The organism is Paeniglutamicibacter sulfureus, assembly GCF_030512175.1.
Taxonomy (GTDB): domain Bacteria; phylum Actinomycetota; class Actinomycetes; order Actinomycetales; family Micrococcaceae; genus Paeniglutamicibacter; species Paeniglutamicibacter sulfureus.
In genome coordinates this window covers 1,861,943-1,886,886 of sequence record NZ_JAULBL010000002.1, presented here as the reverse complement: position 1 = coordinate 1,886,886, position 24,944 = coordinate 1,861,943, and the positions used below count along the sequence as shown (strand labels likewise).

The 24,944-nt window shown below is 70.1% G+C and carries 21 protein-coding genes; 4 read left to right on the top strand and 17 right to left on the bottom strand.

Features of this window, described 5'->3' with window-relative positions; translation table 11 throughout:
- Positions 1 to 71: 71 nt before the first annotated feature.
- From Q2T94_RS15340 to Q2T94_RS15330, 3 genes are all read right to left on the bottom strand, one after another.
- Positions 72 to 1,301: a pyridoxal phosphate-dependent aminotransferase gene (locus Q2T94_RS15340; RefSeq protein ID WP_264270906.1), complete on the bottom strand. Its 1,230-nt coding sequence runs from the start codon at positions 1,299 to 1,301 to the stop codon at positions 72 to 74.
- A 90-nt stretch (positions 1,302 to 1,391) separates the two neighbouring features.
- Entirely contained in the window at positions 1,392 to 2,402 is a 1,011-nt protein-coding gene (locus Q2T94_RS15335; RefSeq protein WP_302265509.1) for a glycine betaine ABC transporter substrate-binding protein, read from the bottom strand.
- A complete protein-coding gene (locus Q2T94_RS15330) occupies positions 2,399 to 2,887 on the bottom strand; it encodes an NUDIX hydrolase (protein ID WP_302265507.1) in 489 nt (162 codons plus the stop codon). The genes Q2T94_RS15335 and Q2T94_RS15330 overlap by 4 nt, the downstream gene beginning before the upstream one ends.
- A 79-nt stretch (positions 2,888 to 2,966) precedes the next feature.
- On the opposite strand from Q2T94_RS15330, the gene Q2T94_RS15325 reads away from it, so the two are divergent.
- Complete coding sequence (locus tag Q2T94_RS15325; RefSeq protein WP_264270903.1) at positions 2,967 to 3,470, top strand: Lrp/AsnC family transcriptional regulator; 504 nt, start codon at positions 2,967 to 2,969, stop codon at positions 3,468 to 3,470.
- A 185-nt stretch (positions 3,471 to 3,655) separates the two neighbouring features.
- Here Q2T94_RS15325 and Q2T94_RS15320 read toward each other — a convergent pair whose 3' ends face one another.
- The 3 genes from Q2T94_RS15320 to Q2T94_RS15310 form a co-directional block, all read right to left on the bottom strand.
- Positions 3,656 to 4,891, bottom strand: coding sequence for a phosphotransferase (locus tag Q2T94_RS15320; protein ID WP_302265506.1), 1,236 nt, complete (start codon positions 4,889 to 4,891; stop codon positions 3,656 to 3,658).
- 25 nt (positions 4,892 to 4,916) lie between these two features.
- A complete protein-coding gene (locus tag Q2T94_RS15315; RefSeq protein ID WP_302265504.1) occupies positions 4,917 to 5,732 on the bottom strand; it encodes a hypothetical protein in 816 nt (271 codons plus the stop codon).
- Positions 5,733 to 6,017: 285 nt separating this feature from the next.
- A complete protein-coding gene (locus Q2T94_RS15310; RefSeq protein WP_302265502.1) occupies positions 6,018 to 6,638 on the bottom strand; it encodes a GNAT family N-acetyltransferase in 621 nt (206 codons plus the stop codon).
- Between the two features lie 340 nt (positions 6,639 to 6,978).
- On the opposite strand from Q2T94_RS15310, the gene Q2T94_RS15305 reads away from it, so the two are divergent.
- The 3 genes from Q2T94_RS15305 (at position 6,979) to cpaB (ending at position 8,862) form a co-directional block, all read left to right on the top strand.
- Positions 6,979 to 7,572: a 5-formyltetrahydrofolate cyclo-ligase gene (locus tag Q2T94_RS15305; protein WP_302266438.1), complete on the top strand. Its 594-nt coding sequence runs from the start codon at positions 6,979 to 6,981 to the stop codon at positions 7,570 to 7,572.
- 150 nt (positions 7,573 to 7,722) lie between these two features.
- Positions 7,723 to 7,989 (top strand): FmdB family zinc ribbon protein, encoded by a 267-nt coding sequence (locus Q2T94_RS15300; protein ID WP_302265500.1) that lies wholly within the window; start codon positions 7,723 to 7,725, stop codon positions 7,987 to 7,989.
- 168 nt (positions 7,990 to 8,157) lie between these two features.
- Positions 8,158 to 8,862, top strand: a complete 705-nt coding sequence (gene cpaB, locus Q2T94_RS15295) for a Flp pilus assembly protein CpaB (RefSeq protein WP_264270898.1) — start codon at positions 8,158 to 8,160, stop codon at positions 8,860 to 8,862.
- A gap of 63 nt (positions 8,863 to 8,925) precedes the next feature.
- Here the strand turns inward: cpaB and Q2T94_RS15290 are convergent, their stop codons facing one another.
- The 11 genes from Q2T94_RS15290 to Q2T94_RS15240 all read right to left on the bottom strand — a co-directional run bounded on the left by Q2T94_RS15290 (position 8,926) and on the right by Q2T94_RS15240 (position 24,916).
- Positions 8,926 to 9,318 carry a hypothetical protein gene (locus Q2T94_RS15290; protein ID WP_264270897.1) on the bottom strand — a complete coding sequence of 131 codons (393 nt, stop codon included), beginning with the start codon at positions 9,316 to 9,318 and terminating at the stop codon, positions 8,926 to 8,928.
- Positions 9,319 to 9,320: 2 nt separating this feature from the next.
- Entirely contained in the window at positions 9,321 to 13,100 is a 3,780-nt protein-coding gene (locus tag Q2T94_RS15285) for a DNA helicase (protein WP_302265498.1), read from the bottom strand.
- A 433-nt stretch (positions 13,101 to 13,533) separates the two neighbouring features.
- A complete protein-coding gene (guaA, locus tag Q2T94_RS15280) occupies positions 13,534 to 15,120 on the bottom strand; it encodes a glutamine-hydrolyzing GMP synthase (protein ID WP_264270895.1) in 1,587 nt (528 codons plus the stop codon).
- 235 nt (positions 15,121 to 15,355) lie between these two features.
- Complete coding sequence (locus Q2T94_RS15275) at positions 15,356 to 17,158, bottom strand: HNH endonuclease signature motif containing protein (protein ID WP_302265495.1); 1,803 nt, start codon at positions 17,156 to 17,158, stop codon at positions 15,356 to 15,358.
- Positions 17,159 to 17,423: 265 nt separating this feature from the next.
- A complete protein-coding gene (locus tag Q2T94_RS15270; protein WP_264270893.1) occupies positions 17,424 to 17,888 on the bottom strand; it encodes a DUF3817 domain-containing protein in 465 nt (154 codons plus the stop codon).
- Positions 17,885 to 18,817, bottom strand: coding sequence for an SURF1 family protein (locus Q2T94_RS15265; RefSeq protein WP_302265492.1), 933 nt, complete (start codon positions 18,815 to 18,817; stop codon positions 17,885 to 17,887). The genes Q2T94_RS15270 and Q2T94_RS15265 overlap by 4 nt, the downstream gene beginning before the upstream one ends.
- 236 nt (positions 18,818 to 19,053) lie before the next feature.
- Positions 19,054 to 19,554 carry a PTS sugar transporter subunit IIA gene (locus Q2T94_RS15260; protein ID WP_302265489.1) on the bottom strand — a complete coding sequence of 167 codons (501 nt, stop codon included), beginning with the start codon at positions 19,552 to 19,554 and terminating at the stop codon, positions 19,054 to 19,056.
- Between the two features lie 276 nt (positions 19,555 to 19,830).
- Positions 19,831 to 20,976: a GuaB3 family IMP dehydrogenase-related protein gene (locus tag Q2T94_RS15255; protein ID WP_264270890.1), complete on the bottom strand. Its 1,146-nt coding sequence runs from the start codon at positions 20,974 to 20,976 to the stop codon at positions 19,831 to 19,833.
- A gap of 106 nt (positions 20,977 to 21,082) precedes the next feature.
- On the bottom strand, positions 21,083 to 22,327 hold the full coding sequence (locus Q2T94_RS15250) for a BtrH N-terminal domain-containing protein (protein WP_302265486.1): 1,245 nt from the start codon (positions 22,325 to 22,327) through the stop codon (positions 21,083 to 21,085).
- 153 nt (positions 22,328 to 22,480) lie between these two features.
- Positions 22,481 to 23,299 carry a class I SAM-dependent methyltransferase gene (locus tag Q2T94_RS15245; protein WP_302265483.1) on the bottom strand — a complete coding sequence of 273 codons (819 nt, stop codon included), beginning with the start codon at positions 23,297 to 23,299 and terminating at the stop codon, positions 22,481 to 22,483.
- 162 nt (positions 23,300 to 23,461) lie between these two features.
- Complete coding sequence (locus Q2T94_RS15240) at positions 23,462 to 24,916, bottom strand: J domain-containing protein (protein WP_302265480.1); 1,455 nt, start codon at positions 24,914 to 24,916, stop codon at positions 23,462 to 23,464.
- Positions 24,917 to 24,944 lie beyond the last annotated feature (28 nt).

The window sequence follows — 24,944 nt, the reverse complement described above, 5'->3', positions numbered from 1 at the left end:
CACAGGCCGGGGACGGCACAGGCAGGGGGCGGCGCAGGCCGGGGACGGCGCAGGCGGGGGTCGGCGACTCCCTAGACGCCGACCTTGCCCTCGCGCAGGTCCTCGAGGAACTCGCCGATGCGGCCGATGGCGTCCTGCAGGTCGCGCACCGAGGGCAGGGTGACCAGCCGGAAGTGGTCCGGGGCCACCCAGTTGAACGCGGTGCCGTGGGAGACCAGCAGCTTCTGCTGCTTGAGCAGTTCCAGCGCGAAGGCCTCGTCGTTGTGGATGGGGTACATTTCCCGGTCCAGCTTCGGGAAGAGGTACAGCGCGCCCTTGGCCTGCTGGCAGCTGACTCCGGGCAGCGCGTTGAGCATGTCGAATGCGACGTCGCGCTGTTCCTTCAGCCGCCCGCCGGGCAGGATCAGGTCGTTGATGGACTGGTACCCGCCCAGCGCCGTCTGGATCGCGTGCTGCGCCGGGACGTTGGCGCACAGGCGCATGTTGGTGAGCAGGTTGATGCCCTCGATGTAGTCGCTGGCCAGGTGCTTGGGGCCGGAGATGGCCATCCAGCCGGCGCGGAAGCCGCAGACCCGGTAGGCCTTGGACAGCCCGGAGAAGGTCAGGATGAGCACGTCGTCGGCCAACGCGGCGGTATTGATGTGCACCGCGTCGTCGTACAGGATCTTCTCGTAGATCTCGTCGGAGAACACGATGAGCCCGTGCCGCCGCGCCAGCTCCAGGACCCCCTCGAGGGTTTCCTTCGGGTACACCGCCCCGGTGGGGTTGTTGGGGTTGATCAGCACGATGCCCTTGGTGCGCGGGGTGATCTTCGCGGCCATGTCCTCCAGGTCCGGCAGCCAGCCCTCCTCCTCGACGTTGAGGTAGTGCACCGGGGTGCCGCCGGCGAGCGAGACCGAAGCGGTCCACAGCGGGTAGTCGGGGGCGGGGATCAGCACCTCGTCGCCGTTGTTCAGCAGCGCGTTCAGGCTCAGCGTGATCAGCTCGGAGACGCCGTTGCCCAGGTAGATGTCGTCCACGCCGATGGTCTGGATGCCGCGGGTCTGGTAGTACTGCGAAACGGCGGTGCGGGCCGAGAAGATGCCGCGGGAGTCCGAGTAGCCCTGCGCGTTGGGCAGGTTGCGCATCATGTCCACCAGGATCGCGTCCGGGGCCTCGAAGCCGAAGGGCGCCGGGTTGCCGATGTTCAGCTTGAGGATGCGCTGGCCCTCGGCCTCCATCCGCTGGGCGTGTTCCAGCAGCGGCCCGCGAATGTCGTACAGGACGTTGTGGAGTTTCGTGGACTGCTTGAATTCTGGCATGCTCTTACTTTCTCATTGTGGGCCGGGAGCGGGCGTGGACTGTGAGCAAGGCAACCCCGCGGGGCGGCCGAGTGTGAAGCCCGAGCGTCATCATGGGGCGCTGACCAGCGATTCGTCGGCCAGCCAGTCGGCGGCGGCCTTCTTGGGGTGCAGCGCGTCGCGGCCGGAGACCATGCGGTTGATGTCCTGAAGGTCCTCCTGCTTCAGCGCGGCGGAGAGCTTGTTGATGGCCTTGATCGCATCCTGGCCCACCCCCTCGGTGGTGATCACCGGGGTCAGGGCTTCCGGGGCGAAGAGCGAGGCGGAACCCTGCAGCACCACCAGGGCGTTGTCCTGGATCCCGGAATTCGCGAGCGTCGTCGCCTGCACCTGGACCGCATCGCTGATCACCGGCAGGACGCCGCGCGCCTGGTCATCGGTGAGCTCGACGATCGCCCGGGGGGTGCACGATGCCTTCAGGCCAAGCGCCGGCAGAAGCGTGGCCCGCACCGTGCGGGTCATGCCGAAGTCCAGCTCGGGGCAGAGCGGGCCAAGCTGGTCGACGGTCGCCAGCTTTTCGCCCGCGCCGGTGGCGGCGGTGACGACCAGGGTCCCTGTGCGCTCGGCCTCGGCGGTGTCCAGCACGGCGAAGCCCTCGGGAGTCAGCGCGTGCAATCGGGTGTTGACGGCAGCTGCGTCCAGGTCGCCGGGTGCAGCCGGGGACTCCGTGGACTCCGGGGCCCCGGACGCGTCGCCATCGTCCTTGGCGCCCGGGACCTCGCCCAGGGCCGCGAGCAGCTCGCTGGATCCGGCCACGGCAACGTCGGCCCGGCCGGCCAGGACCTCCGCGACCGGATCCGCAGCGGGTTCCGCCAGGCGCGCCGACACCCCGGCGTCGACCAACATGTCCTTGTAGGCGTGGCCCAGGGCCTGTGAAGTGGCATCGTGCCGCTGCACGAGCACCAGTTCACGCTCCGTCTGCTCCTGCGAGATGGGCACCTGGGCGTCCGGGGTGCACCCGGCCAGGGCCAGCAGCGCGGCGCCGAGCCCGAGTGCGCGAAGCCCCGGGGCTTCAAACCCCCGGGCGCGGCGGAGGCGGTGCGGGTGGTTCGTTTCGCTCATCTGGTGCTTTCCTTGCGCAGGTGTTCGATGTGTAGCTCGATGGCGGCGTCCACGCGGTCCACGCGGTTCAGCCCGGGGACGTCTTCGAGCCGGAACCAGGCCGCCTGGCTGGTGGTGCCGTTGGCCTCGTGCCGTAGCTCCCCGCCGGTCACCGTGGCCGCATAGATGACCGCGACCGTCTGCATGGGGTACTCGGTGCCGCTGTAGCGCCGGTGCGCCGGGATCAGGCCCGAGTCCACGGAGAGCAGCGCATCGATGCGCACCGTGTAGCCGGTCTCTTCCTCCACCTCGCGCACGGCCCCGGCATCGATGTCCTCGCCCAGTTCCACGCCGCCGCCGGGCAGGGTCCAGCGCGGCACGAATCCGGCATCGCGCTCGCGCATGTCCCACAGCGCCAGCAGGATCTCTCCCTCGCGGATCACCACGCAGTAGGCGGCAAGCCGGGTGTCAAAGCCGCGGTGGACCTGGGGTTCGGGGGTAGTCATGAGTCCATTTTAGGGTGTGCAGGGGTTTTCCCCGGGGTCCAAATCTCCCGATCGAGCACAACTGTGATGGAATATCAGCATGGCACCTTCAACTTTTCCGCAACAACCGGTTGAACTTGACGCCGTTGACCGTCGGATTATTCAGGAACTGGTCAATGACGCACGCATCAGCAACGCGTTGCTGGCGCAGCGCACGGGCATCGCACCGTCCACGGCGCTGTTGCGGACCCGCGCCCTGGTGGAGCGCGGGGTGCTCACCGGCTACCACGCGGAGGTCAGCCTGCCGGCGGTGGGGCGCAGCGTGCAGGCGCTGATCTCGGTGAAGCTGCGCGTGCACGATCGCGTGCAGATCGACAGGTTCACCGACAAGATGCCGCGGCTGCCCGAGGTCCTTTCCATGTTCCATGTCTCCGGGGCCACCGACTACCTGCTGCACATCGCCGTGAGTTCCACCGAGGCGCTGCGCGACTGGGTGCTGGACAACCTGGCCACCGACGAGTCCGTGGGTCACACCGAAACGACGCTGGTCTTCGGCCACCACAAGGGACTGGGCGGGCCGATCCCCGAGGACCTTCCGAACTAGGGCGGTGCCCTGCCGGCGGTTCCGGCGCGCGGGTTCCGGGTGGGAGTTCCGGGCGTGTGTTCCGGAGGGCAGTCCCGGGCGTGTGTTCCGGAGGGCAGTCCCGGAGTGCGGGTCCCGGGCGCTTGTGGACCTGGATGTGGACCCAGACGTAGACCCAAACGTGGACCCAGATGGTGCGGATCCTCTCAGGCGAACGCGTCGGCGCGTCGCACCAGCTCCTCCACCGTCCGCAGCCGGGCCTCGGCCACCTGCTCCCACGTGTCGGCACCGAGCCCACGGGACCCGGCAATCAGCGTCAGCGCCACCCCGGCCGACCTCGCCCACAGCGCGCGGGGATCGACGTGGCGTTCAAAGACTGCGCCGAAGCGCTCCAGCGCCGGGCCGGCCTCCCGGTTCTTCTCCCCCAGCGACGGCAGGATCGCCAAGTGCCCCAGCAGGCAGGCCAGGTCATCGACCCGGTACCCGGGCCCCAGCGAGTCGAGGTCAAGCAGCGCACTGATCGATCCGGCTTCCAGCAGGATGTTCGCGTCGTAGTAGTCCCCGTGCGCCGGCACCAATTCGCCGCGATCCGAGGCGGCAAGGTGCGCAGCGATCCGCGCCGCGAGCGTCTCCAGCTCCGCGGCCCGGTGCGGGAGGGCCAGCGTGGCCGCCTGGCGGTAGCGCTGGATCGAATCGCTCCAGGCAGACCTGGCCTCCAGCTGCATCACGCCGGCCGGCAGCGCATCGAGCAGGCCGATGAAGTCGTTGGGGTCAAGGTCCGCTCCCGAGTGCCGGCGGATGGCGGCCCCGAGCGATTCGCCGCGGCCGGCCTCCAGTGCCAGGATCCCGGAGGTGCGCGGGCCCAGCATGGCAGGGACCGGGATGCCGGTGCCTGCGAGCAGTTCGTGGCGCAGGCGCAGCCCGGTGATTGCGCGGGCGCGTCCCACCTTCAGGAAGACGGTGCGTGGAATGCGCAGCGGTCCCAGCGTGGTGAACGTCGCGCGCAGCACCGCGCGACGCAGCGGCCGGTAGGCGACGGTCTTCAGCCCCGTGAGCCGTTCTCCCTCGCCCCAGGTCCGCTGCACGTGCACCCGGTCGGCGGCGGAGGCCAGGTCGGGCAGCATGGGGTCGCGGGGGTGGATCCAACCGCTGACCGTGATCCCGGGGGTGTGCGGGCCCGCGCCGATGGTGGTGGCTGCGACGCCGGGGACGGCGATCTTCTCGGTGGTGGCGCCCAGCTCGTTGAATCCGGTGCCCGCGGGCATGCGGTACATCGCGCTGATCCCGGCGCCGGGCCGATGCTGGATGCGCAACCGGTTGGCCTCAAGGTCCCAGGTGCCGATGGGTACGCTGCCGCCGAGTTGGCGGACCAGCTCGGGGACGGCCGCGGCCAACGCGGCAAGTTGCGCCGCGTCGGCCGGGCCCGGTGCGCTGGCGCTCATCGGTGCAAAGGGGGTGTGTGGCGGCTCAGGCCCGGCGACGCTGCATGACGTCGTCGAGGTTGATGCGGTCGGTGGCCTCGGCGCGCGGTGCGCGGACGGCAGTGGTTTCCGCAGCCGGCTTCCCGACGGGATCGGAGGTGCCGGTGGGCCGGGCAGGCTGGACCGGCTCGGTCAGCGGGGCAGCCGGGATGGCGGGAATCTTCTGCACGTCTTCGGCGCCGTCGCCTTCGGTCCCGGCGGCTTCGGCCAGGCGGGCGGCGGCCTCCTGGGCACGCAGCGTCGCGGTGCTGGAGGCCTTCAGCTCGGCAGCTGCCTGCAGCGGGGCAGGGGCAGGACGCTGGACGGTTTTGGCCACGACGTATTGCGGCAACGGGACCTCGGTGGGCTCCCAGCCCTCGGGGCGCTGGAGCGCAGCACCCTTGTGGGCGATGCGCAGTGCCTCGGCACGCAATTCCTCAACTGTCAGGCGCGGGGCACGCTTGTTGGAGTTCGGCTGGGCGTCGAAGACGACGGCGGTCTTGCGGGCCGGTTCGGGGCTCGGGGCGCGGCCGGTTTCCATGGCGCGGGTCCGCGTGGTTTCCATCCGGGCGAGCAGCTTGGCGCGCCTGTCCCGCACGGCCAGGCCGCGCAGCGCTGAGAAGCTTGCAAAGGCCAGAAGCAGGGCAACCAACGGCACCCATCCGGAGAACACGCCCGCCAGGGCCAGCACGCCGCCGATGGGCAGGGCCAGCACGGAGAGGCAGCCGAGCAGGGCGATGGCCACCCGGTCGTAAAAAATCCGCAGGGGTCGCTGCCCAGTCGATGGTGACGCGACTGAAGCGTTGGATGCTACCGGTGCCATGTTGCTCCTCCGTCGGCTGGCGACTGATTTCTCCTGCGGATTGCCACGGCGTCGCTTTACAGCCGCCGATTTACTCCATTGTGGTGCTTCCATTCACTGCAACTGCCCCCGGCGTCCTGCTTCGTCGCCCAAAAATGTTGTCAATGTGAAACGTCCACGTCAACCACATTAAGCATGCTTCGGCGGATGGTGCCGCATTCAACCCGGTGTGTCCGGCAATACTCTGGACTAATTTGTGATTTCGCCACATTTTGCCATTGCCGGCGCCCTCGCTACGGCGCCTCGCTACGGCGTCCTGGCCAGCCATTGGTTGAGCATGCCCTCCGGCACTTCCGCTGCGGTCAACGCGAAGCTGCGGTGGTCGGCCCACCGCCCGTTGATGTGCAGGTAGTCCTTGCGCACGCCCTCGTCGCGGAAGCCCAGCTTCTCGACCACGCGCAGGCTGGCGCCGTTTTCCGGGCGGATGTTGATTTCGATGCGGTGCAGCCCCATGGCCGTGAAGCAATGGTCCACCGCCATGGCGACGGCTTCGGGCGCAATCCCGGCCCCGGCGTGCTTCGCGTCGACCCAGTATCCGATCGAACCGCTGCGCGCCGCGCCCCACACGATCGAGGAGACCGACAGTTGCCCGACGATCGGGGCGCGCCTGGTGTGGATGGAGGGCAGGGCGATGACCCAGGGCAGGCACTGGCCTTGGCGCGCCGAGCGGTTCTGCGTGGCGACCATCTGTCCGAAGTCCGCCGGGTACCCGGTGCCCTCGGGCAGGGTCGCGTCCCAGGGGGCAAGCCAGCGGTCGTTGCTGCGGCGCAAATGCATCCATTCGGCCTTGTCACGGCGGCGCAGCGGGCGCAGCAGCAATCGCGGCCCCTGCACGGTGACGGGCCAGTGGCGATCAAATTCGGACATGCACCAATCTTAGCTATTCCACCCGTGCCGATCGTGCCGACCGTGCCGATCGACGGCGTGCTGCCGGGATCTTGCCCTTGGCGACCCGCCGGGGCCGCCGCGGGTTGCCTGGGGGGTGTGGCTCGGGTTGTTCCGGCCTCGCCGGGTGCTGCCCCGGGTGCTCCCGCACTCCCCCCTGTTTCCGCGTCGCCCGGTTTCCGCGTCGCCCGGTTTCGGGGTCGCCCTGTTTCGGGGTCGCCCTGTTTCCGCGTCGCCCGGTTTCCGGATCAAGCGGTTTCCCTGTCGCGCGGTTTCAGCCTCGCGCATCGCACGGATCGCTAGACTGTGGAATGTGAGCGAGATGAACCCCAAGGACGAAGTCCGAAACCTGTTGCGCGCACGCCGCCGTGCCATGGGACCTGCCCTGCGCGAATCGGAGATGGCGTCGCTGGCCGGCCACCTGATCCCGTGGCTGGTGCACAACGCGCCGCGGCGGACGCTGACCTTCTTCCTGTCCTACGGCTCCGAACCGCCCACCGCCTCCCTGTTGGTGGAACTGCACACCGCCGGCTACACCATCTACGTCCCGATCTGCGAGCCTCTGCGGCGCCTGTCGTGGTCCCGCTGGTACCCCGGGGTCCCGATGGCCCGCAGTGCCGTCGGGCCCATCGATGAACCGGTGGGCGAACGCCACGGCCCCGAGCTGATGGCGGAGGTCGACGTCATCCTGGTCCCGGCGCAGGCAGTGGATGAAAACGGAGACCGGCTGGGGCAGGGTGGCGGCTACTACGACCGGTTCATCCAGTCCCTGCCGGACACCGCGCGCCGCCCGAAGCTGTTGAGCATCGCCTTCGAGCACGAGTTCGTACCGGCCGGCCATTTCCCCGTCGAACCCTTCGACCAGCGCGTCGATGCCGTCGCGCTGCCCTCCGGAGTGCGTAACCTCACCAAGTAGCCGCCGGGACGTGCGATAGAATTGGTGTAGGCGGGCGCCCCCGGTGCCCGCATTCCCCTCTTCAACAGTCGCTTGTCCGGGTGACCGGCCGCGCCGCCAGGTGCTTCGGCCCCGCGGCCAGGCACGCATCGCCCGTGCGAAAGGATCAATATGCCTACCTATGTTTATGCCTGCAAGGACTGTGGCCATGCCATGGAGGTTGTCCAGTCCTTCAGCGACGAGGCACTGACCATCTGCCCCGAATGCCAGGGCGCGTTGCGCAAGAAGTTCAACAGCGTCGGCGTGGTGTTCAAGGGTTCCGGGTTCTACCGCAACGACTCGCGCTCGACGACGAGCTCCAGCACCCCGGCCGCCAGCGCCCCGGCAGCCAGCAGCAGCCCGAGCAAGGTTTCCGCCTCGGCATCGACTTCCGCTTAGGCGCCGTCCTCCTGGGTGCCGAATGCCGCCCGAGCCGTATTTTCCCGGGTCCCGGGGAACCGTGGAACCGGGATGCACTTCCTCGCACAGGATTGTCGCGACCCGGCGGCATAACAACCTCGTCATGGGCCTCATCCGTTTGGATGGGGCCCATGCGTTGCTTAATGCATGTCACTTTTTCGCCGTACCGAAGTACCGCGCCGGTTTCCGTCTGCCCGGGCTCCCCGCCGCTCGGGCAGGGAATTGTTCGCCAAGTACCGCAGGCACCTTGCCGCGGCGCTCGCCATGCTCTCGCTGGCGGTGTCCCTGGCAGTGCTCGCCCCCGCAACGGAGGAACGCATCGATGTGCTGGTCGCGGGCCGGGACCTGCCCGTCGGCTCCCTGTTGCGGCCAGAGGACCTGAGCCGCGAATCGGTTCCGCGCTCGTTGGTACCCGAGGGCACCTACGGAAACCAGCCACCGGCCGCCGGCTCCCGGCTGGCGATTCCGCTGTTGGCCGGCACGCCGGTGATTCCCACGATGGTCATCGGGCCCGGGCTCCTGGCCGGACTCGCACCCGGATCCGTCGCGGTGCCGCTGCGCCTGGATGACGAGCAAACAGCGTCCCTGGTGCGCGCGGGGCAGCGCGTCGACGTGGTGTTGACCGAGGGCAATGGATTTGAGACGAAGCTGGAGTCGCGGGTGCTGGCGCGGGCGGTGCCGATCCTGTGGACCGAGGCGCAGGTCCAGCCCGACGGCCAGGAACCGTGGAGCGTTTCCACCGCGTCCGGGCAGGGTGGCTTGATCGTGGTGGGAGCCGGGGCCGGCAGTGCCGAGCAGCTCTCCACGGCGGCGCAACGGGGCAAGGTGTCGGTGGTGCTGGTCAACCCGTAGGCCGCTTGGATGGCGGCCGGCCGTCGGCGGGAAGGTCGTGAGGCCGGCGGGAAGTGCGGGTGATCAGTCCCAGTGTGGCGGACGCTGGGACTTTAGCCAGTCGCCGAGGTTGTCGTCCCCATCTCCCCAGCGCCGCGGATCGTCCTCCGCAGCCTGCTGGTCAAGGACCGGCCGCTTGTCGCCGGGTTTCGCCGGTGTCGGGGCGGTGGCAGGCGCTGCATCGGCGGTGGCAGGCGCTGCATCGGCGGCGCCCCCTGCATCTGCCGCTGCTTCCGTCCCAGCTTCTGTCCCTGCCTCCACTCCTGTGCCGGCATCCGTGGACGGGAGCGTCGCCGGGCGTCCGGCTCCGTGCGGCAGCTGAAAGACGCCGACCAGTGCCGACTCGCTGACCTGTTGCGGGGGTGCGGTGAAGCGCCGCGGTTTCTTTCGCCGCGGCGCTTCGGGCTCATCGGACATGGCTACGCATCGGCCAGGTCGGACTCCCGGCGTCCGGCATTCCGCGAACCTGCGGTCGATGGGCCGGTGGAGCCGCCGGGGGCTGCGTCGTCGCCCGTGGCTGCGTCAAGCGCCAGGAATCCGGCGAGCTCGTTGGCGACCTTGTCGGGGTCGGAGAACACGTCGATGGTCCACAGCGGCACATAGCGCCAGCCCAGGGCCTCGAAAAGCTGCGGGCGCAGGCGGCTGCGCTCGCGCACCGAGAGTTCCCGGTAGCCCTGGGTGCCGTCGTACACCACGGCCAGCGGCACGGCCGCGCCGTTGCCGGTGACATCAAGCGCGTGTGCGGCGATGTCCAGCACGCCGCGGTAGTGCTGGGTGACGATGGCCCCGCGCTCGGCCAGCCGGGACATCAGGTCGGTGACCAGCGGGTCCTGCAGCGGCGTGGCGGTCGAGGACATGCCCGAATCCCCGCCGAGCACCCGGCCGAAGAGCTCCAGGAAGCGGTAGGCGCCGAAGCGCATGCGCGCCAGATCCATGTCCTGCGGACGCAGCGCCGAGACCAGCACCATCGACTCGCGGGCGCGGGTGACGGCGTTGACGAACAGCTCGTCGCCGCCGGGCTGCGACAGGGCGCCGAAGTCGTGCACCGTCTTGCCGTGGGTGGTGCGGCCGTAGCCCGCCGAGAGGATGATGGCGTCGCGCTGCAGCCCGGCCAGGCGGTCGACGCTGGTGACCAGGAAGCGTTCCTTGGCGGCGCGGAAGTACTTCGTCGCCCAGGGGTGGTTGGGCAGCTGCACGCGGATGCCCTCGGCGATGGCGGCGGCGTGCCGCCGGTTGCCGGCGATGACGGCCAGGGTCGTGTCGCCGCGGCGGGCCAGGTGCGTGAAGACCAGGTCGACGACGCGTTGCACCTCCGCCACGGTGGTCTCGACGGATTCGCCGTCGGCACCCAGGGACCCGGTGCCGTCCGGCACGTACTCGGCCTTCAGCGCCGGGGTGCCGGCCCCCAGCGAGCGGGCGGCGGGCAGTCGGGAGAGCGAACCGGCGTAGAAGTCGTGCGAGAGGGACTCGGTGAGCCCCTCGTCGATGCCGCGGTAGGCGGTGGAGAGCCGGATGAGCGGCAGCACCTCCTGGAGGGATTCCATCGCGGAAATCGGGGCCGACTCGACGCGGGTATGCGCCGTGGGGTCCACCGAGACCTCGAACGGGTTCGGGGCGCCCATCATGGTGTCGCCGAACGCGATGACCTGCCCGGAACGCGAAATGGAGCCCAGCACCGAGCGCAGCGAGAGCGAATCGGCATCCAGCAGGATGACCGCGTCGAATTCCATTCCTGCAGGCACGGTGGCGGGGATCAGCAGCGGGGAACCAACCCAGACCGGGCACAGCGAGTTCAGCAGGGAGTCCCCGAGTGCGGCGAGGTCGGCGACGGAGGGCTCGCCGTCCTTGAGCATGGCCCGCAGCTCGCGCGATGCCGCCCGGTGGTCGGCCAGTGCGGCCTTCCACGCCTTGGCCAGGGCCCAGCGCAGGCGCGAGGAGCCGGAGGAAACGTGCGCGGAGTCGGCCAGCCGGTAGTCGGCCTCCAGGCGGCGCAGCTTGTCCCCGTCGTTCATCGCCAGGAAGTCGTCGCCGGAGATCATGGCCTCCAGCGCCGACTGCCACCAGGCCAGGTCCAGCTCCGCGGCGACGGCATCGGGGGCGACGTTGCGCGACCGGAAGTCGTCCATCAGCTCACCCAGGCCGTGTTCGGCCAGCTGCTCGGTGATCAGCGTGCGTTCGGGCAGCTGGTCCAGTTCGCCCTTGTGCTCCAGCAGCTCGTCCATGCGTTCCTGCAAGGTGGTGACCGGCTCGTCGCGCAGGGAGCGGCCGACGGCCTCGGGCAGCAGCGTCGCCAACTTGTCGAGGCGCGAACCGGCGTCCTGGTAGCCGGCGTTGACGTCCAGCAGCCCGGCGGGAACCATCGGGTGGCGCTGGGAGGTGGCGTGGTGGCGCCAGGCCAGGTGCTGTTCCTGGACGGCCTCGAGCGCGGACTGCAGGTCCGAGACGTGCACGCCGGGGCGCACGTAGTCCTTGGCGACCTTGCGCAGCCGCGAGCGGGTCATCGAGCTCATCTCGATGCCGCGCTCCCGGCGCCAGGAGGAGGAGGCGGTGGCGGAGATCAGGTCCTCCACCGACTTGTCGAAGATGTCGGACTCGAACTTGTCCAGCGACGAGCGCACGGCAACCAGCAGGTCCAGTTGCTCGCCCCACTTGTTGTAGGAGTCGGCCAGGCGGATCTCGGAGTGCGCGGCGACCTTGAGCATGTGCTCGCGCAGGATCGGCAGGTCCCGCTGCAGCCCGGTGACCAGGTCAAGGGCGGTGTCGGTGTCGCGCTTGTTGCGCAGCCGCGCCCCGTACCAGGGGCTGGAGGCCGAGGCCCGGACGAAGGCACCGAGCTCCGCGGCGCGCTTGAGCTGCTCGGCGGTGGCGGTGCGGCTGGTGATCGAGTCGAGCACCGAGCGCTTCAGCCGCACCATGGTGGCGGGCGCGGGGTCCAGCGACGTGAGCCGGGCCAGTTCCTGCATGGCCCGGTAGGGCGAGCAGCCCCAGCGGGCGCGGGTGGAATGCAGCGAACGCACGTGGTCAAGCAGGGCGTGGCGGTGTTCGCGCAGCGAGGCGTGCAGCTTGCCCAGCTGTGGTTCGATGGCGCGCTCGTTGCGCAGGATCGCCCGGGTCAGCAGGTCGCGCAGCGCGTCGGGGTCCTCCTCGGGGCTCAGCAGCAGCGCGGTTCCGGCCAGGTCCAGCCCGGCGAAGCGGGCCACGAATTCCTCGGCGCTGGAGCGCCTTTCGGCCACCACCAGCACGCGCTTGCCCGCGGAAGCCAGCACGCCGGCGGCGTTCAGGGCCGTCTGGGTCTGTCCGCTGCCGGCCGGGGCGCTGACGGCCACCGACTCCCCCGCCTCGACGAGGTCCAGCACCGCCTGCTGGGACTCGTCGGCATCCAGCAACAGCAGCTCGTCGGCGGGGTTGCGCTCGTCGCTGCTGCGGGCGGGGCGGGTGTGGCCCGTCTTGGCCGTGGAGCTGGAGGAGGTGCCGGGGGCGCGTTCGCCGCGGCTCAGCTCCGCCTCGAAAAGCTTTTCCAGCACGGGGTGCCGCATGTCGATGCTGCCCGGGTCCGCCGGGTCCGCGAGGTCGGCGAAGGTGGAGATCAACAAGCGGTGGGCGATGACCATGCCGGAGACGTCGGCGACCTGGGTGCGCAGCGCGTCCATCGCGCGGGTCGGGTCGAAGCGGGCGATGGAGTAGGCGGCGGCGTTGATCGCCTCGACGTCGATGTCCAGGCGGTGCTGGCGTCGCAGGTAGCGCAGCAGCGCGGGTGAGAACTCGGCCCGGCCCATGAGCTGGATCTCGAAGTCGTCCTGGTCATCGCGCACCGAGAGCACGATGCGCCCGAGCATGATGGGGGCGTTGAACTGCTCGCTGCGACCCTCGTGCACGGCGCGCCAGTTGGCCTGGCCGGCGGAGAGATAGCCGACGTCGATGCCGCGCTCGTCCCAGAGCTCGCGGATCTTGCCGCGCAGTGCGTCGGCGGTGCGTCGGGCGGAATCGTACTGGTCCGAGTCGCGCAGCAGCGTGGAGAGCCGGGTGCGTCGTCCTGCCAGGAACTGGGCAAGCCCCGAAGGATGCGCGTGGGTGATGTCGATGCTGTTGGACACCGAGGGGGCAAACCGCAGCAACGTGTCGGTTCCCACCCCTGGGCCCAGGGAGTCAACCCACGTGGAGACCAATTCATCTGTGTGCTGCTGGTGCTCTGCCACCATTCCGTCCCTTCACCTCTTGCCTGAATGCTGCCGCACCCGCGCGGCGAGTTGCCACGTGGATACATTCAGCCCTTACCAACCTAGTCCAAAACGGGCGCGCGATGACGAACCAAAACACGTTCGGCGCCGGTCTATTCGGCCGCGGGGCCACATTGCGCCGCGCCGGGCCGCCGGCGGGGTTAACCCCGCGCGTCCGCTGGTTGAACAGCCGGTGCGCGGCGACCGCGGCGGCAGGGCCGTGCGCCGACGGAATCCCGGGGGCCGCGGACGGCATACCCCCCTTGGAAAACAGTTCCGCGTGAACAGTTCTGCGTGTAAACAGTTCCGCGTGAACAGTTCCGCGTGAAAACAGTTCCGCGTGTAAACAGTTCAGGGGGAAGCCCGCGTAGGCTCCCCCCTGAACTTTGCCGCCGGCGCGTCTACGCCGTCGGGCTTACTCCCATTCGATGGTTCCCGGTGGCTTGGACGTCACGTCCAGCACTACGCGGTTGACCCCGTCGACCTCGTTGGTGATCCGGTTGGAGATCCGGGCCAGCAGGTCGTAGGGCAGTCGCGACCAGTCTGCGGTCATGGCGTCCTCGGAGGACACCGGGCGCAGCACGATCGGGTGGCCGTAGGTGCGGCCGTCGCCCTGCACACCCACGGAGCGCACGTCGGCCAGCAGGACGACGGGCATCTGCCAGACTTCCTCGTCCAGTCCGGCGGCGGTGAGCTCGGCGCGGGCAATCGCGTCGGCCTTGCGCAGCAGTTCCAGGCGCTCCTCGTTGACCGCACCGATGATGCGGATGCCCAGGCCCGGGCCGGGGAACGGCTGGCGCATGACGATCTCGGCCGGCAGGCCAAGCTGCTTGCCCACGGCACGGACCTCGTCCTTGAAGAGCGCGCGCAGCGGCTCGACCAGCTCGAAGTCCAGGTCCTCGGGAAGCCCGCCCACGTTGTGGTGGCTCTTGATGTTGGAGGCACCTTCGCCGCCGCCTGATTCCACGACGTCCGGGTACAGGGTTCCCTGCACCAGGAACTTCACCGGCTGGCCGGAGTCGGCAGCCTCGGCGAGGATTGCGGTTTCCGCTGCCTCGAACGCGCGGATGAATTCGCGGCCGATGATCTTGCGCTTGGTTTCCGGATCCGTCACGCCGTCCAGGGCGGTCAGGAAGCGTTCGCGCTCGTCGGCGATGTAGAGCTTCGCACCGGTCGCGGCGACGAAGTCCATTTCGACCTGTTCGGCTTCGCCTTCGCGCAGCAGTCCGTGGTTCACGAACACGCAGGTGAGCTGGTCGCCGATGGCGCGCTGCACCAGTGCGGCGGCCACGGCGGAGTCAACGCCGCCGGACAGGCCGCAGATGGCCCGGCCGTCGCCGACCTGGGCGCGGATCTTTTCGACCTGCTCGTCCAGGATGTTGGCAGCGGTCCACGAGCCGTCAAGGCCGGCACCGTGGTACAGGAAGTTCTCCAGCACCTGCTGGCCGTGGGCCGAGTGCTTGACCTCCGGGTGCCACTGCACGCCGTAGAGGCGCTTGGCCTCGTTGGCGAAGGCGGCAACGGGGGCGCCGGCCGTGGTGGCCAGGACTTCGAAGCCCTCGGGGGCCTTGGAGACAGAGTCGCCGTGGCTCATCCAGACGTTCTGGTTTTCCGGGATGCCGGCCAGGATGGAGCGTGCGGCTCCGCTGGAGCTGGCGTCGGTTGCACCGTATTCGCGCAAGCCGGTCTCGGCGACAACGCCGCCGAGGGCGTTGGCCATGGCCTGGAAGCCGTAGCAGATGCCCAGGACCGGCACACCTGCCTCAAAAAGGTCGGCACCGACACTCGGGGCACCGTCGGCGTATACGCTCGAGGGGCCTCCGGAGAGGATGATTGCCGCCGGGTTCTTGGCGAGAATCTGTTCGGTGGTGAAGGTATGCGGGACGATCTCCGAATACACGTTGGCTTCGCGTACACGCCGAGCAATCAGCTGTGCGTACTGGGCCCCGTAATCGACGACCAGAACCGGCTGGTGCTCTGGGGTGCTGGGTGTGTTGGTCACGCGCCTAAGCTTAGCCGCCCGGGGAGCCCGCTTGCATCTTGAAGTGGCCGAGGGTGACGCAAACTACTTTGGGCGTGGCCCCGGCCGCGTCATGTTGGCACTTTGGAGCCTTTCCGCGGCCCATCGGCCCGTGGGTCGATGGGCTTGCCGCGGAGGTTGCGGCGGAGGTTGCGACGCGGATTTGCGGCAGGCGTTGCCGCGGGGATTTGCCGCGGGTGGATCCGTCGGGAAGAACTCAGTCGGAGAACAGCGGCGGGGTGTAGCCGGCGGTGCGCAGCTCCGGGTGCCAGAAGAGGTTTCGTTCCGGGTCGCCGCGGGGTTGGCCGGCGTGGGCGATGACATAGGGAATCCCGTTGATCATCTTCAGGGTGATGAGTCCGGCATGCACCATGAGGTGGTGGTGTTGGCACAGGCTTGCGCCGTTGTCGACGCTGGTCGGGCCGCCTTCCATCCAGGGCACCACGTGGTGGACCTCGGAGGTGGAGGCCGGACGGTGGCAGCCGGGGATGACGCAGCCGCGGTCGCGGAGGGCGATGGCCTTGCGCTGCGCCGGGGAGAAGCTGCGCGCCTCCCGTCCCAGGTCCAGGATCTCCCCGTCGGTGCCGAGCACCGCGGGGAGAATGTCGCCGTTGCAGGCGAGGCGGCGGATGTTGGCGGCGGAGATCGGGCGGCCGTGGGCGGTGATCCCTGCGTCCTCGCACTGGCCCAGCAGGGCGCGGTAGCCGATCAGCACACCGATCTTCACCGGCATCCCGCCGCTTTGCAGGGGTGCGGAGCCTGAGAGGGCCCCGGAGACCGCGGCGAGGACGGCGTCGAGCAGCAGCTGCGGGGAGGTGCGGCGAGCCGCCTCCGAAGACGAGGCCCCGGGGGTGACGGCAGCAGGCGCGCCGCAGGCCAGTTCGCTCAGGGGCGCCAGGGCCGGGTCGATGCCCGGGGCCAGGGCCCATTCCGGGGCCGGGAGGCCAGCGGTTCCGGGGGCTCCGGTGACCGAGGTGGCCTTGCTGTTGCCGGAGGCCGGTGAGCCCTGTCCGTTTTCCGGGGCCGGAGCGGGGACCGAAGGGGCCGAGGACGCTGTGCCCGGACCCGAAGGGGGTCCGGCGGTGGAAGCGGAGGCGGGCGGGACCCTGTCGGAGCGCGGGTTGCTCCAGGCCTCGGCGAAGGCGAGGAGGGTTTCGGAGTCGATGGGGTCGCAGCGCAACAGGTACTCGTCGCAGCCCTCGCGAAAACCGCGATAGACCATGCCGCGCTTGGCGCGGATCTCCTCGTCGGTGATCGGCGCGCCGTTCTCCTGGAGGTAGGCCGTCCAGTCCGACAGCGCCTTGTGGCAGCTGCGCGGAGGTGCGGTGCGTGCCTCGTGGGCCAGGGATTCCTCGATGGCGGTGCTCAGGTTCGCCGCGTCGGGTCGGGCGGCAATGCGCGGCCGCAGTGACTCGAGGCGGCCGGCCAGCTGGGCTACGGTCCCCACGTCCGCGCTGCCGTCGGCCGCGGTGCCGGCCAGCACCGGGAAGCTCGGCGCCGCGCCCGCGGTGCCGGTGCCGGACTGCCCGGGTTGCGCGGCTTCGTCCCCGTCGGCGGGAATCGGCGATGCCGGGGCAGGGGCGATGAGCAGCCGGGCGCCGGTCAGCCGACTGCGGGCCTCGGTCGCGGAGATGTGCAGGTGCGCCTGCAGGTACTCGGCGGTGTTGCGGTGCACGGCCATGCCGGGGACGAAGCGCTCCGGCGGGGCCGCTGCGCTGCCGTCGGCCAGGGTCCGGGGATCGGCGGCCAGGTCGTCGATGGCCGTGGCGGTTTCCGGGTCCAGCCGGTGGATGCCGGTCGCGTCGGCCTGGAACGTCGCCTGAAGCAGGGCGTAGCCGATGGTGCGCCGGCCGTGCTCGAGAAGGCCCAGCACCATGGCGCTGGAGGCCGCGTCGAGCCCCATCCCGCCGGCCCTTTGCGCGGCGGCCCGAAGCGCCAGCACCGCGGTGGCCAGGTCGCTGACCGCGATGTTGGTGCCCTCGTGCCCCCTCGGGGGGATCGGTGCGGCGGAAGTCCTCATGCCCTAGAGTGTGCGCCACCCACGACCCGGACCGCTGCCGGCACCGACAAATGTGCGGGGAAGTGGATTACGGCGACGTGGGCGGGCCTGCTGGCGCCGAGGTTGATGGATGTCGGCGACGAGGACGGGTGGGGAATGCGCGAGGGGCGGCCTTGCGGATGCGCTGCTGCGCATGCAAAGACCGCCTCTGGCGGTGGCGTGCCGGCGGGTTGGCGCCGGCGGGTTGGCGCCGGCGGGGGTGCTGCTGGGCGCAGCGCCGCGTGGTTTAGTAGCGCTTGGCGGCCTGCGGGTGGGAGGCCAGCTCGGTCTCCACCTCGCCGTGGACCTTCTTCTCCATGAAGAAGGAGAGCAACGGCACGACGCCGCCCAGGGCGATGGTGATGAAGCGGCTGAAGGGCCAGCGCATCAGCGACCACAGGCGGAAGTCGGCCAGCAAGTAGACGACGTACATCCAGCCGTGGATGATCAGGATGGCCAGCGAGACATTGACGCCGCCGGCGATGTCGGCCCGGTTGACCAGGCCCACGGCGTTGGAGCCGCCGTCGAGCAGGGTGCCGCCGATGAACAGCTCCAGGTGCCAGAAGTACTTCACGATCATTTCGGCGCAGAGCAGCAGCAGCATCACGCCGGTGGCGTAGGCCAGCACCTTGTAGAAGGTGGCGGCGCCGCGGATCTGGGAGGGGGTGCCGGCAAAGCGGCGCACCTTGGGGGCGGAGTTTTCTTCGGTCACGACTGGTCCTTGTGTTGGGAAGCGCTGGTTGGGGATTCGCGGTTCTGGGGGGCGGGGTTTGCTGACGCGAGGTTCTCGGACGTGGACTCCGGGGAGGCAGTGCCCGGGGCGACATGTTCCGGAGAGACGTGGTCCGGGGAGGCCGTCGCCGGGTTCTCATGGTCGAGCTGGCGCTGGTAGACGATCGCCGGGTCCAGGCCCGCGGCAAGCGCGGCGGCATCGGCGATGTCCTCCCGCTGGCGGCGGTAGTCGTCGGCCACCAGCCGGTACCAGAGGAACACCGCGAAGCCGGCGAAGACCACCCACTCGATGCCGTAGAAGATGTTCAGCCAGTTGATCTGGCGCTCCTGGGGCTGCGGGCCCACGTCGACCTGGACCAAGCCGGTCGCGGCGGCGGAGAGGTCGGTGCCGTCGGGCCCGGCCACCGTCGAGGCGACGACGAAGCCGCTGTAGGAGGGCACGTCCCAGACGTTGATCAGCTGGGCCACCGACAGCGAGGGGAAGATGCCGTCGCGCGCGTCCTCGGCGATGGGCGCCTCGGTGGGCAGCAGCCGGCCGGTGATCTCCAGCGTCCCTGTCGGGGCGGCGGCGGGGGTTGCGTCGTCGGGCTGCCAACCGCGCACCACCGGGATGGTGTTGCCCGCCGGCGCTCCGTCGACCTTGAAGGCCGCGACGACCCAGTAGCCGGTGCGCGAATCCTCGATGCGGTTCTTCACCAGGACCTGCGTGCCGGGCAGGAAGCTGCCGGAGGCGGAGACCATCTGGTCTGCCTCGCGGGCCATCAGGTCGGTGGCGGGCTTCAGGTGGCCGGTGAGCGGAACGACGCGTTCGGTGGTGGTCACCGGGGGCGGGGCCTCGGTCTGCGAGCGGTTGAACTGCCATTGACTCAGCAGGACAAAGCCGGTGGCAACAACGAGGGCGCCAACCAAGGCCAGGATCCAACGGGGTTTAAGGGCAGTTTTCAGCACAGTACCACCGTACTTCGATTCGACGTGGAAGAGCCAATGGAACCCCTGGCGCGCACCGCTCGTTCCCGGCGGCGCCGACCGGCCCGCGGGAGGTGCCCGGCGGCGCGTTTCCGCTGGCGACCGGGGGTTCGGTGGTGCCCGGCCAAGGAGGGATCGCGGGATGCCGACGTGGCGCGGATTACACCGCGCGTGACATATCAGACGGTGGAGAAGTCGACGGTGGAGTTGATCAGCTCGGCGATGACCCCGGGGTCGTTGGCGCGGCGCAGGGACTCGCGGAACGACTCCTTGGCCAGCGAGCGGGCCAGCGCGGCGAGCATCGACAGGTGCCCGGAATAGCTGGACGCGGGGGTGGCCAGCAGCAGCACCACGTGCGCCGCTCCGTCCTTGGCGCCGAAGTCCAGGCCGTGGCCGTAGGCCATGACGCCCACGCAGATGCTGGGCGCCGCCACGAAGGAACTGCGGGCGTGGGCCAGGCCGATGCCGCCGGGAAGGCCGGTGGCCAGCTGGTGCTCGTGGCGGTGGACATCGGAGAGGAAGCCGGGCAGGTCCGCGATCCGGCGGGCCGCAAGGAGCCGCTCGGCCAGGACCGCAACCGCCTCGTCGCGGGTGGGGGTGGCCAGTTCAAGGACCACCATGGCGCCGGTGGTCAGCTCGGGGGTTGCCTCGTCTTCCGGCGTCGGCTGGGTTGAAGTCATGGGGATCGATTCGAAGGTGGCGGTCAACGGGCGGGAAGGGGGCTGCGCAACCGGCGCTGTGCCCTGGATTTGTAGCGTACACGGGGGCAGCCGTCAGGCATGCCCGGCGGGGATTGCGGCGGGGATTGCGGCAGGGGTCGCGGGCAGGGCGCAGGCAGGGGTCGCAGGCAGATGCGAAACGACCGGGCGCGGATCGCCCGCTTTCCTGGTGGAAGCGGCGGATCGTGCCCGGCCGTCGTTGGCGCGGTTGGCGCCTGTTGCGGATCGCCGGTGTCGCTAGTCGGCCTCGTAGGGGGAAACCACCATGTCGACGCGCTGGAATTCCTTGAGGTCCGAATACCCGGTGGTGGCCATCGAGCGGCGCAGCGCACCGACAATGTTCGAGGTGCCGTTGGTGTGGCTCGAGGGGCCGAAGAGCACCGTCTCCATGGGTCCAACGGTGCCGACCTTGACCCGGTCTCCGCGCGGGCTGTCCTCGTGCGCGGCTTCCATTCCCCAGTGCCAGCCGGCTCCCGGGGCTTCCTGCGCGCGGGCCAGGGCGGTGCCGAGCATCACGGCGTCGGCGCCCATGGCGATGGCCTTGACGATGTCGCCGCTGGTGCCCAGGCCGCCGTCGGCGATCACGTGCACGTAGCGTCCACCGGACTCGTCCAGGTAGTCGCGGCGGGCCTCGGCGACGTCGGAGATGGCGGTGGCCATCGGCGCGTGGATGCCCAGTGCGCGGCGGGTGGTGCCCGAGGCGCCTCCGCCAAAGCCCACCAGCACGCCGGCGGCGCCGGTGCGCATCAGGTGCAGTGCCGGGGTGTAGCCGGCGGCTCCGCCGACGATGACCGGGACGTCGAGCTCGTAGATGAACTGCTTGAGGTTCAGCGGTTCCTGGTTCTTGGACACGTGCTCGGCCGAGACGGTGGTGCCGCGGATGACGAACACGTCAACGCCCGCGGCCACGACGGTCTTGTAGTGTTCCTGGGTGCGCTGCGGGGTCAGCGAGCCGGCCACCGTCACCCCGGCGTCGCGGATTTCCGCCAGGCGCGCGGTGATCAGCTCGGGCTGGATGGGGGCTGCGTACAGCTCCTGCAGGCGTGCGGTGATGGCCGGGTCGAAGTGCCCGCCGTTGGCGGACTGAAGGGCGGCGATCTCCTCGAGCACCTTGGCCGGATCCTCGTAGCGGGTCCACAGCCCCTCGAGGTTCAGCACGCCCAGGCCGCCGAGCTTGCCCAGCGCGATGGCGGTGGCGGGGCTCATCACCGAGTCCATGGGCGCACCCAGGATCGGGGTCTCGAATTTGTAGGCGTCGATCTGCCAGGTCACCGAGACATCCTGCGGGTCGCGGGTGCGGCGGTTGGGAACAATCGCCACATCGTCAAGGGAGTACGCCTGGGCTGCGCGCTTGGAGCGCCCGATTTCAATCTCGTAAGTCACCGCACCACCCTATCAGCCCGCCGGCGGGGGCCGGCTCCCGCCTCACCCGGACCCCGCCCGCGTGACGTGCCCCGATGGGGGGGCGACGCCGTCCTGGGAGTGCGCCTCAGTGGCCCAGGGTGCCCAGCGTGGTGGCCAGCGCGGTGGCCGCGCGTTCCTCTGCCGCGGCAATGACCTCGAGCTGGTCGGCCAGGGTCGCGAAGTGCCCCGAGCGCTCCGCGGGATCGATGGACGGGTCGATGAGGTCGGTGAACACGATCCAGTCCTGGGCCAGGTGCGCGTAGTCGGCAGCGTGGGCGGCCAGCGGCGCGAGCCCGGGCAGCGTGGCGGCCTCGGTGAGGAAGTCCGCGTACTGGCCGCGCAGCGCGCCGAGTCCGCCAAAGCGGGTGTCGGTGAGGAAGCCCAGGACCTGGGACAGCCCGGATTCCAGGCGGACGGGCTCCTCGAAGATCCGCGTCCAGCCCTTGGCGGTGGTGGTGTCGCGCAGCTTCTGCGCCCAGTTGTTCATCCCGGCCACGCCGAAGTTCTTGGCGAAGTGCGCGGGGATTCCCTCCAGCTCGCTGGTGCCCAGCAGGCGCCCGGTGGTTTGCGCAATGGCCTCGCGCACATTGGCGGCCAGGGTGGCGGCGTCCGGGCCGGTGCTCTCGGGCACCCAGGCCTGCCAGTGCTTGTCCTTCTTGCGGCGGGACCGGGCCACGGCCAGGTCTTCGGGACTGATGGGGGTCAGCGAGCCGGAGCCGTCGTCGATGAGCAGGTCATCGCCGTGTTCGCCGACGACCACCAGGTCGATGGAGTCGGAGTCCTCCACCACGTCGGCGTCGATCCAGGGCAGGGCGGCAACGGAGGCGCGCACCACCACGGCGCGGCCGGCATCCAGCCCGGCGTCCAGGTAGTCGGCGGCCAGCCGGGCGCTGCCGGTGGTTCGCTCGCTGAGCACGGCCCCGCAGCGGGCCAGCAGGTTGGCGGTGTACGGCTCCGGATGCGCCCGGGTTACCACGGTGGCGGTGGTGACTTCCTCGTAGACGAAGGTGAAGGCCATGAAGCCGATGCCGCCGGCCAGCCCGGCCAGCAGCGCCTCGCTCATCGGCTCGCCGGTGAGCGGGTGGGTGACCCCGGCCTGGGTGAGCACGCGGTGCCAGAGCCCCGCATCGTACTGGACGACGTTTTCCGGGGCAGGGTACTCGGGCAGCTCCGCTTCCTCGGCTGCAGCGGCCGCGGCGGCGGCGTCCTGGGCGCTGGCCGGGCGGGTGGGCTTGGCGGCGAGGATCGCCTTGCGGGCGGTGGTGTAGCTTTCACCGGTGCGGTCCATGCGGGTGCGGACAAGCTTCTTCAGGTTCTTCGGTTGGGCCACGGTGTGCTCCTTATGTGTTGCGTGTGCGTGCAGGCGCGGGTTTCTCCCGCACGCCGCAGTGGGCAGCGCCAGTGAAACATTCTACGTGGGGTGGACAGGACCCCGGCACCGCGGCCCGCGCGGAAAGCAGCACCTCCGCTGCGGATTCGGCACCTAGACGTGGCGCACGGCAACCATCAACCGGGGCACCAGGGCGCCGGACTTTACTGCCGCCACCAGGTTTCCCATCCTGTCCGCCGGGTCCGCGCCCAGCAGGATGGGGGCGGCCAGGGGCGAGGGGGAACGCCTGGAGGCTGCGTCGGCATCGGCCATGTGCTTGAGCACCGCGGCGCTGCGGTCGGTGTTTTCGGTGATGATGAACCCGGCCGCGCGGAGGTGGTCGAGGTAGCCCTCCTCGGTTTCCACATAGGACGCCGATGCGGCGTCGGCCCACGGCATGGGGTAGCCAACGGTGTTGGTGCCCATCAGGTCGTAGACCCCGAACACTCCCCCGGGACGCAGCAAGCGGTGCACCTCGGCGAACACCGCCGGCTTGTCGGCCACGTTCATGCCCACGTGCAGCATGGTTGCCGCGTCGAAGGAGCCCACGGGCAGGCCCGTCTTGTGTCCCGGGGCAACCAGCATGGTGATGGAGCCGGCCATGGCGCAGGCGGCGTCAAGCTCCCTGGCCAGGACGACGAATTCCTCGGTGACGTCCACGCCGGTGACCACCGCACCCAGGTGCGCAAAGTAGCGCGCGGGGCCGCCGATGCCGCTGCCCACATCCAGTACCCGGGTTCCCAGCCCGATGCCCGCCGCCTGTGCCACCGCCGCGGTGGCGGCCCTGCCGCCGGTGTGCAGGTGGTCGGCTTCGCCGAGCTCCTCCGGTTGCAGGACCTCCGGTTCCAGCCCCGAGTCCCGCAGTGCGGCATGCAGCCGCTCGCGCAGGTTCCCCGTGGTGTAGCGGCTGATGGACTGCTCGGTGTCGCTCATCGCTGACTCCTTGCGACGTATGGGGGCGCACACCGCCCGCTTCTTCGCGGCCTGGCGTACCCATGGGGGGGTCTTTCCCATGATAGGCCCGGGGCACCGCCGCGTCACCGGTGGGCTCTACCCCAATTGGCGCGGTGCCCGGCGGGCCGGGAGGCGGCGGGACTACGGGAGCAGGCGTTCGCCCCTGCCGAAGCCAAGCACCAGGGCCGAGAGGGCCTGCCGGTCAACCACGCTCGGCTCCCCTGCGGCCAGCCAGTCCCCCACTTCCCGCAGGGCCATCTGGGCGGTGGCCAGCCGCGGGAGCTGGCCGGCGGCCTGGTTGTTGGTGAGCATGGCCGCCCCGTCGCTGGCGTGGAACACCGTCCAGCCGCGCACCTGGAGTTCGGGAAACAGCCTGCGGTATCCGGCCACGGCCAGCGGGAACCGGTTCCCGATGTCCGCCGGGTCTCGGCCGGGGCGTTGTGCCAGCAGCCTGCCCTGCCACCAAAAGTATTGGCCTCCGGGGCAGTGGATGGATTCGAGTAGGGCCAGGCGGTTGCCGCAGAGCACGCCGTGGCCCACCTGCCGGTTCGGGTCCCCGGGGAATGCCAGCGGGTGGATCGTGCGGCTCCCGGGCAGCCGGTCCAGGTGCGCCAGCAACTGGCCGGTGAGTAGTTCCGCGGTGTCCGGGGACGGGCCGAACTCCCAGCCCGTGCGCTGGCGCACCTGTTCCGGATCCAACAGCCTCTTGGCCCGGGGGCGCCGTGGCGGGGCGGTCGTCGCCCGAAAGGTTTCGACGCCCACCAGGTAGGCGCACAACCAGCCCAGCGGAACGGGGTTGACATTGGGTCCTCCGGCGAGCGCGGGGACCAGCAGTCCGCCGGCGTAGGCGAGGAACAGGACGTAGGGAACGCTCGGCCAGGGTCCTGCGAGACCGCCGGCCCGTGCCCAGGCACCCAGCAGCGCCGGCACCGGAACCAGGAGCACCAGCAGCAGGACGGTTGCCGCCGGTGCCCGGTTCCCCCGCGCGACGATCGCCGCCGGCACGCAGGCCAGCAGCATCACGATGGCCAGCAGCAGCCACGCACCGATCCGCCCCCATCCCGGCCCCCGCCGCCCGGGCTCGCGGATCCGCAGTGGCGGGTAGTCCCGCTGGTGCCAGCGCATGGAGGAGAGCCTGATCTCGCTGCGCGCGAAGACGTCCAGGCCCGCCAGGTGCGCGGGATCCTGGTGGGCAAACCAGCGCGCGTTGGCCCGGGCGCAGGCTTCGCGGCGGGCCCTGGCCTTGTCGCGTTCGCGCTCCCGGCGGATCGCCTCGGCCGCGGCGGAACGCGCCCGGTTCTGCGACCCGGCATCCCGGACTCGCTGCCCGTCCTGCCCCAGGTCGGCTTCCGCCCGGTCCCCGCGGATCCCGCCGGCGGTTCCCACGCCCAGGCCGAGGGTCGCGTCGTAGGCGGCACGCAGCTTCTCATCCTGCAATACCCGGAGCGCCTCGTTCAGGGCCTTGGCCAGTTCCTCGTTGCCGGTGGAAGCGTCGGGATGGTGTTCGCGCATTTGGGCGCGGTGGGCTGCCTTGATCACGGCCAGCGGCGCCGAGGAGAGAACCCCCAGAAGCGCATAGTGACTGGCCCCGTTCATGTTCCCGCACCCCATTGGCCACTGCATC

What these genes read in the sequence shown, in the direction of transcription:
- Q2T94_RS15340 (WP_264270906.1), bottom strand. Translation starts at nt 1,301, where the DNA reads ATGCCAGAATTCAAGCAGTCCACGAAACTCCACAACGTCCTGTACGAC.
- Q2T94_RS15335 (WP_302265509.1), bottom strand. Translation starts at nt 2,402, where the DNA reads ATGAGCGAAACGAACCACCCGCACCGCCTCCGCCGCGCCCGGGGGTTT.
- Q2T94_RS15330 (WP_302265507.1), bottom strand. Translation starts at nt 2,887, where the DNA reads ATGACTACCCCCGAACCCCAGGTCCACCGCGGCTTTGACACCCGGCTT.
- Q2T94_RS15325 (WP_264270903.1), top strand. Translation starts at nt 2,967, where the DNA reads ATGGCACCTTCAACTTTTCCGCAACAACCGGTTGAACTTGACGCCGTT.
- Q2T94_RS15320 (WP_302265506.1), bottom strand. Translation starts at nt 4,891, where the DNA reads ATGAGCGCCAGCGCACCGGGCCCGGCCGACGCGGCGCAACTTGCCGCG.
- Q2T94_RS15315 (WP_302265504.1), bottom strand. Translation starts at nt 5,732, where the DNA reads ATGGCACCGGTAGCATCCAACGCTTCAGTCGCGTCACCATCGACTGGG.
- Q2T94_RS15310 (WP_302265502.1), bottom strand. Translation starts at nt 6,638, where the DNA reads ATGTCCGAATTTGATCGCCACTGGCCCGTCACCGTGCAGGGGCCGCGA.
- Q2T94_RS15305 (WP_302266438.1), top strand. Translation starts at nt 6,979, where the DNA reads ATGAACCCCAAGGACGAAGTCCGAAACCTGTTGCGCGCACGCCGCCGT.
- Q2T94_RS15300 (WP_302265500.1), top strand. Translation starts at nt 7,723, where the DNA reads ATGCCTACCTATGTTTATGCCTGCAAGGACTGTGGCCATGCCATGGAG.
- cpaB (WP_264270898.1), top strand. Translation starts at nt 8,158, where the DNA reads ATGTCACTTTTTCGCCGTACCGAAGTACCGCGCCGGTTTCCGTCTGCC.
- Q2T94_RS15290 (WP_264270897.1), bottom strand. Translation starts at nt 9,318, where the DNA reads ATGTCCGATGAGCCCGAAGCGCCGCGGCGAAAGAAACCGCGGCGCTTC.
- Q2T94_RS15285 (WP_302265498.1), bottom strand. Translation starts at nt 13,100, where the DNA reads ATGGTGGCAGAGCACCAGCAGCACACAGATGAATTGGTCTCCACGTGG.
- Q2T94_RS15275 (WP_302265495.1), bottom strand. Translation starts at nt 17,158, where the DNA reads ATGAGGACTTCCGCCGCACCGATCCCCCCGAGGGGGCACGAGGGCACC.
- Q2T94_RS15260 (WP_302265489.1), bottom strand. Translation starts at nt 19,554, where the DNA reads ATGACTTCAACCCAGCCGACGCCGGAAGACGAGGCAACCCCCGAGCTG.
- Q2T94_RS15245 (WP_302265483.1), bottom strand. Translation starts at nt 23,299, where the DNA reads ATGAGCGACACCGAGCAGTCCATCAGCCGCTACACCACGGGGAACCTG.
- Q2T94_RS15240 (WP_302265480.1), bottom strand. Translation starts at nt 24,916, where the DNA reads ATGAACGGGGCCAGTCACTATGCGCTTCTGGGGGTTCTCTCCTCGGCG.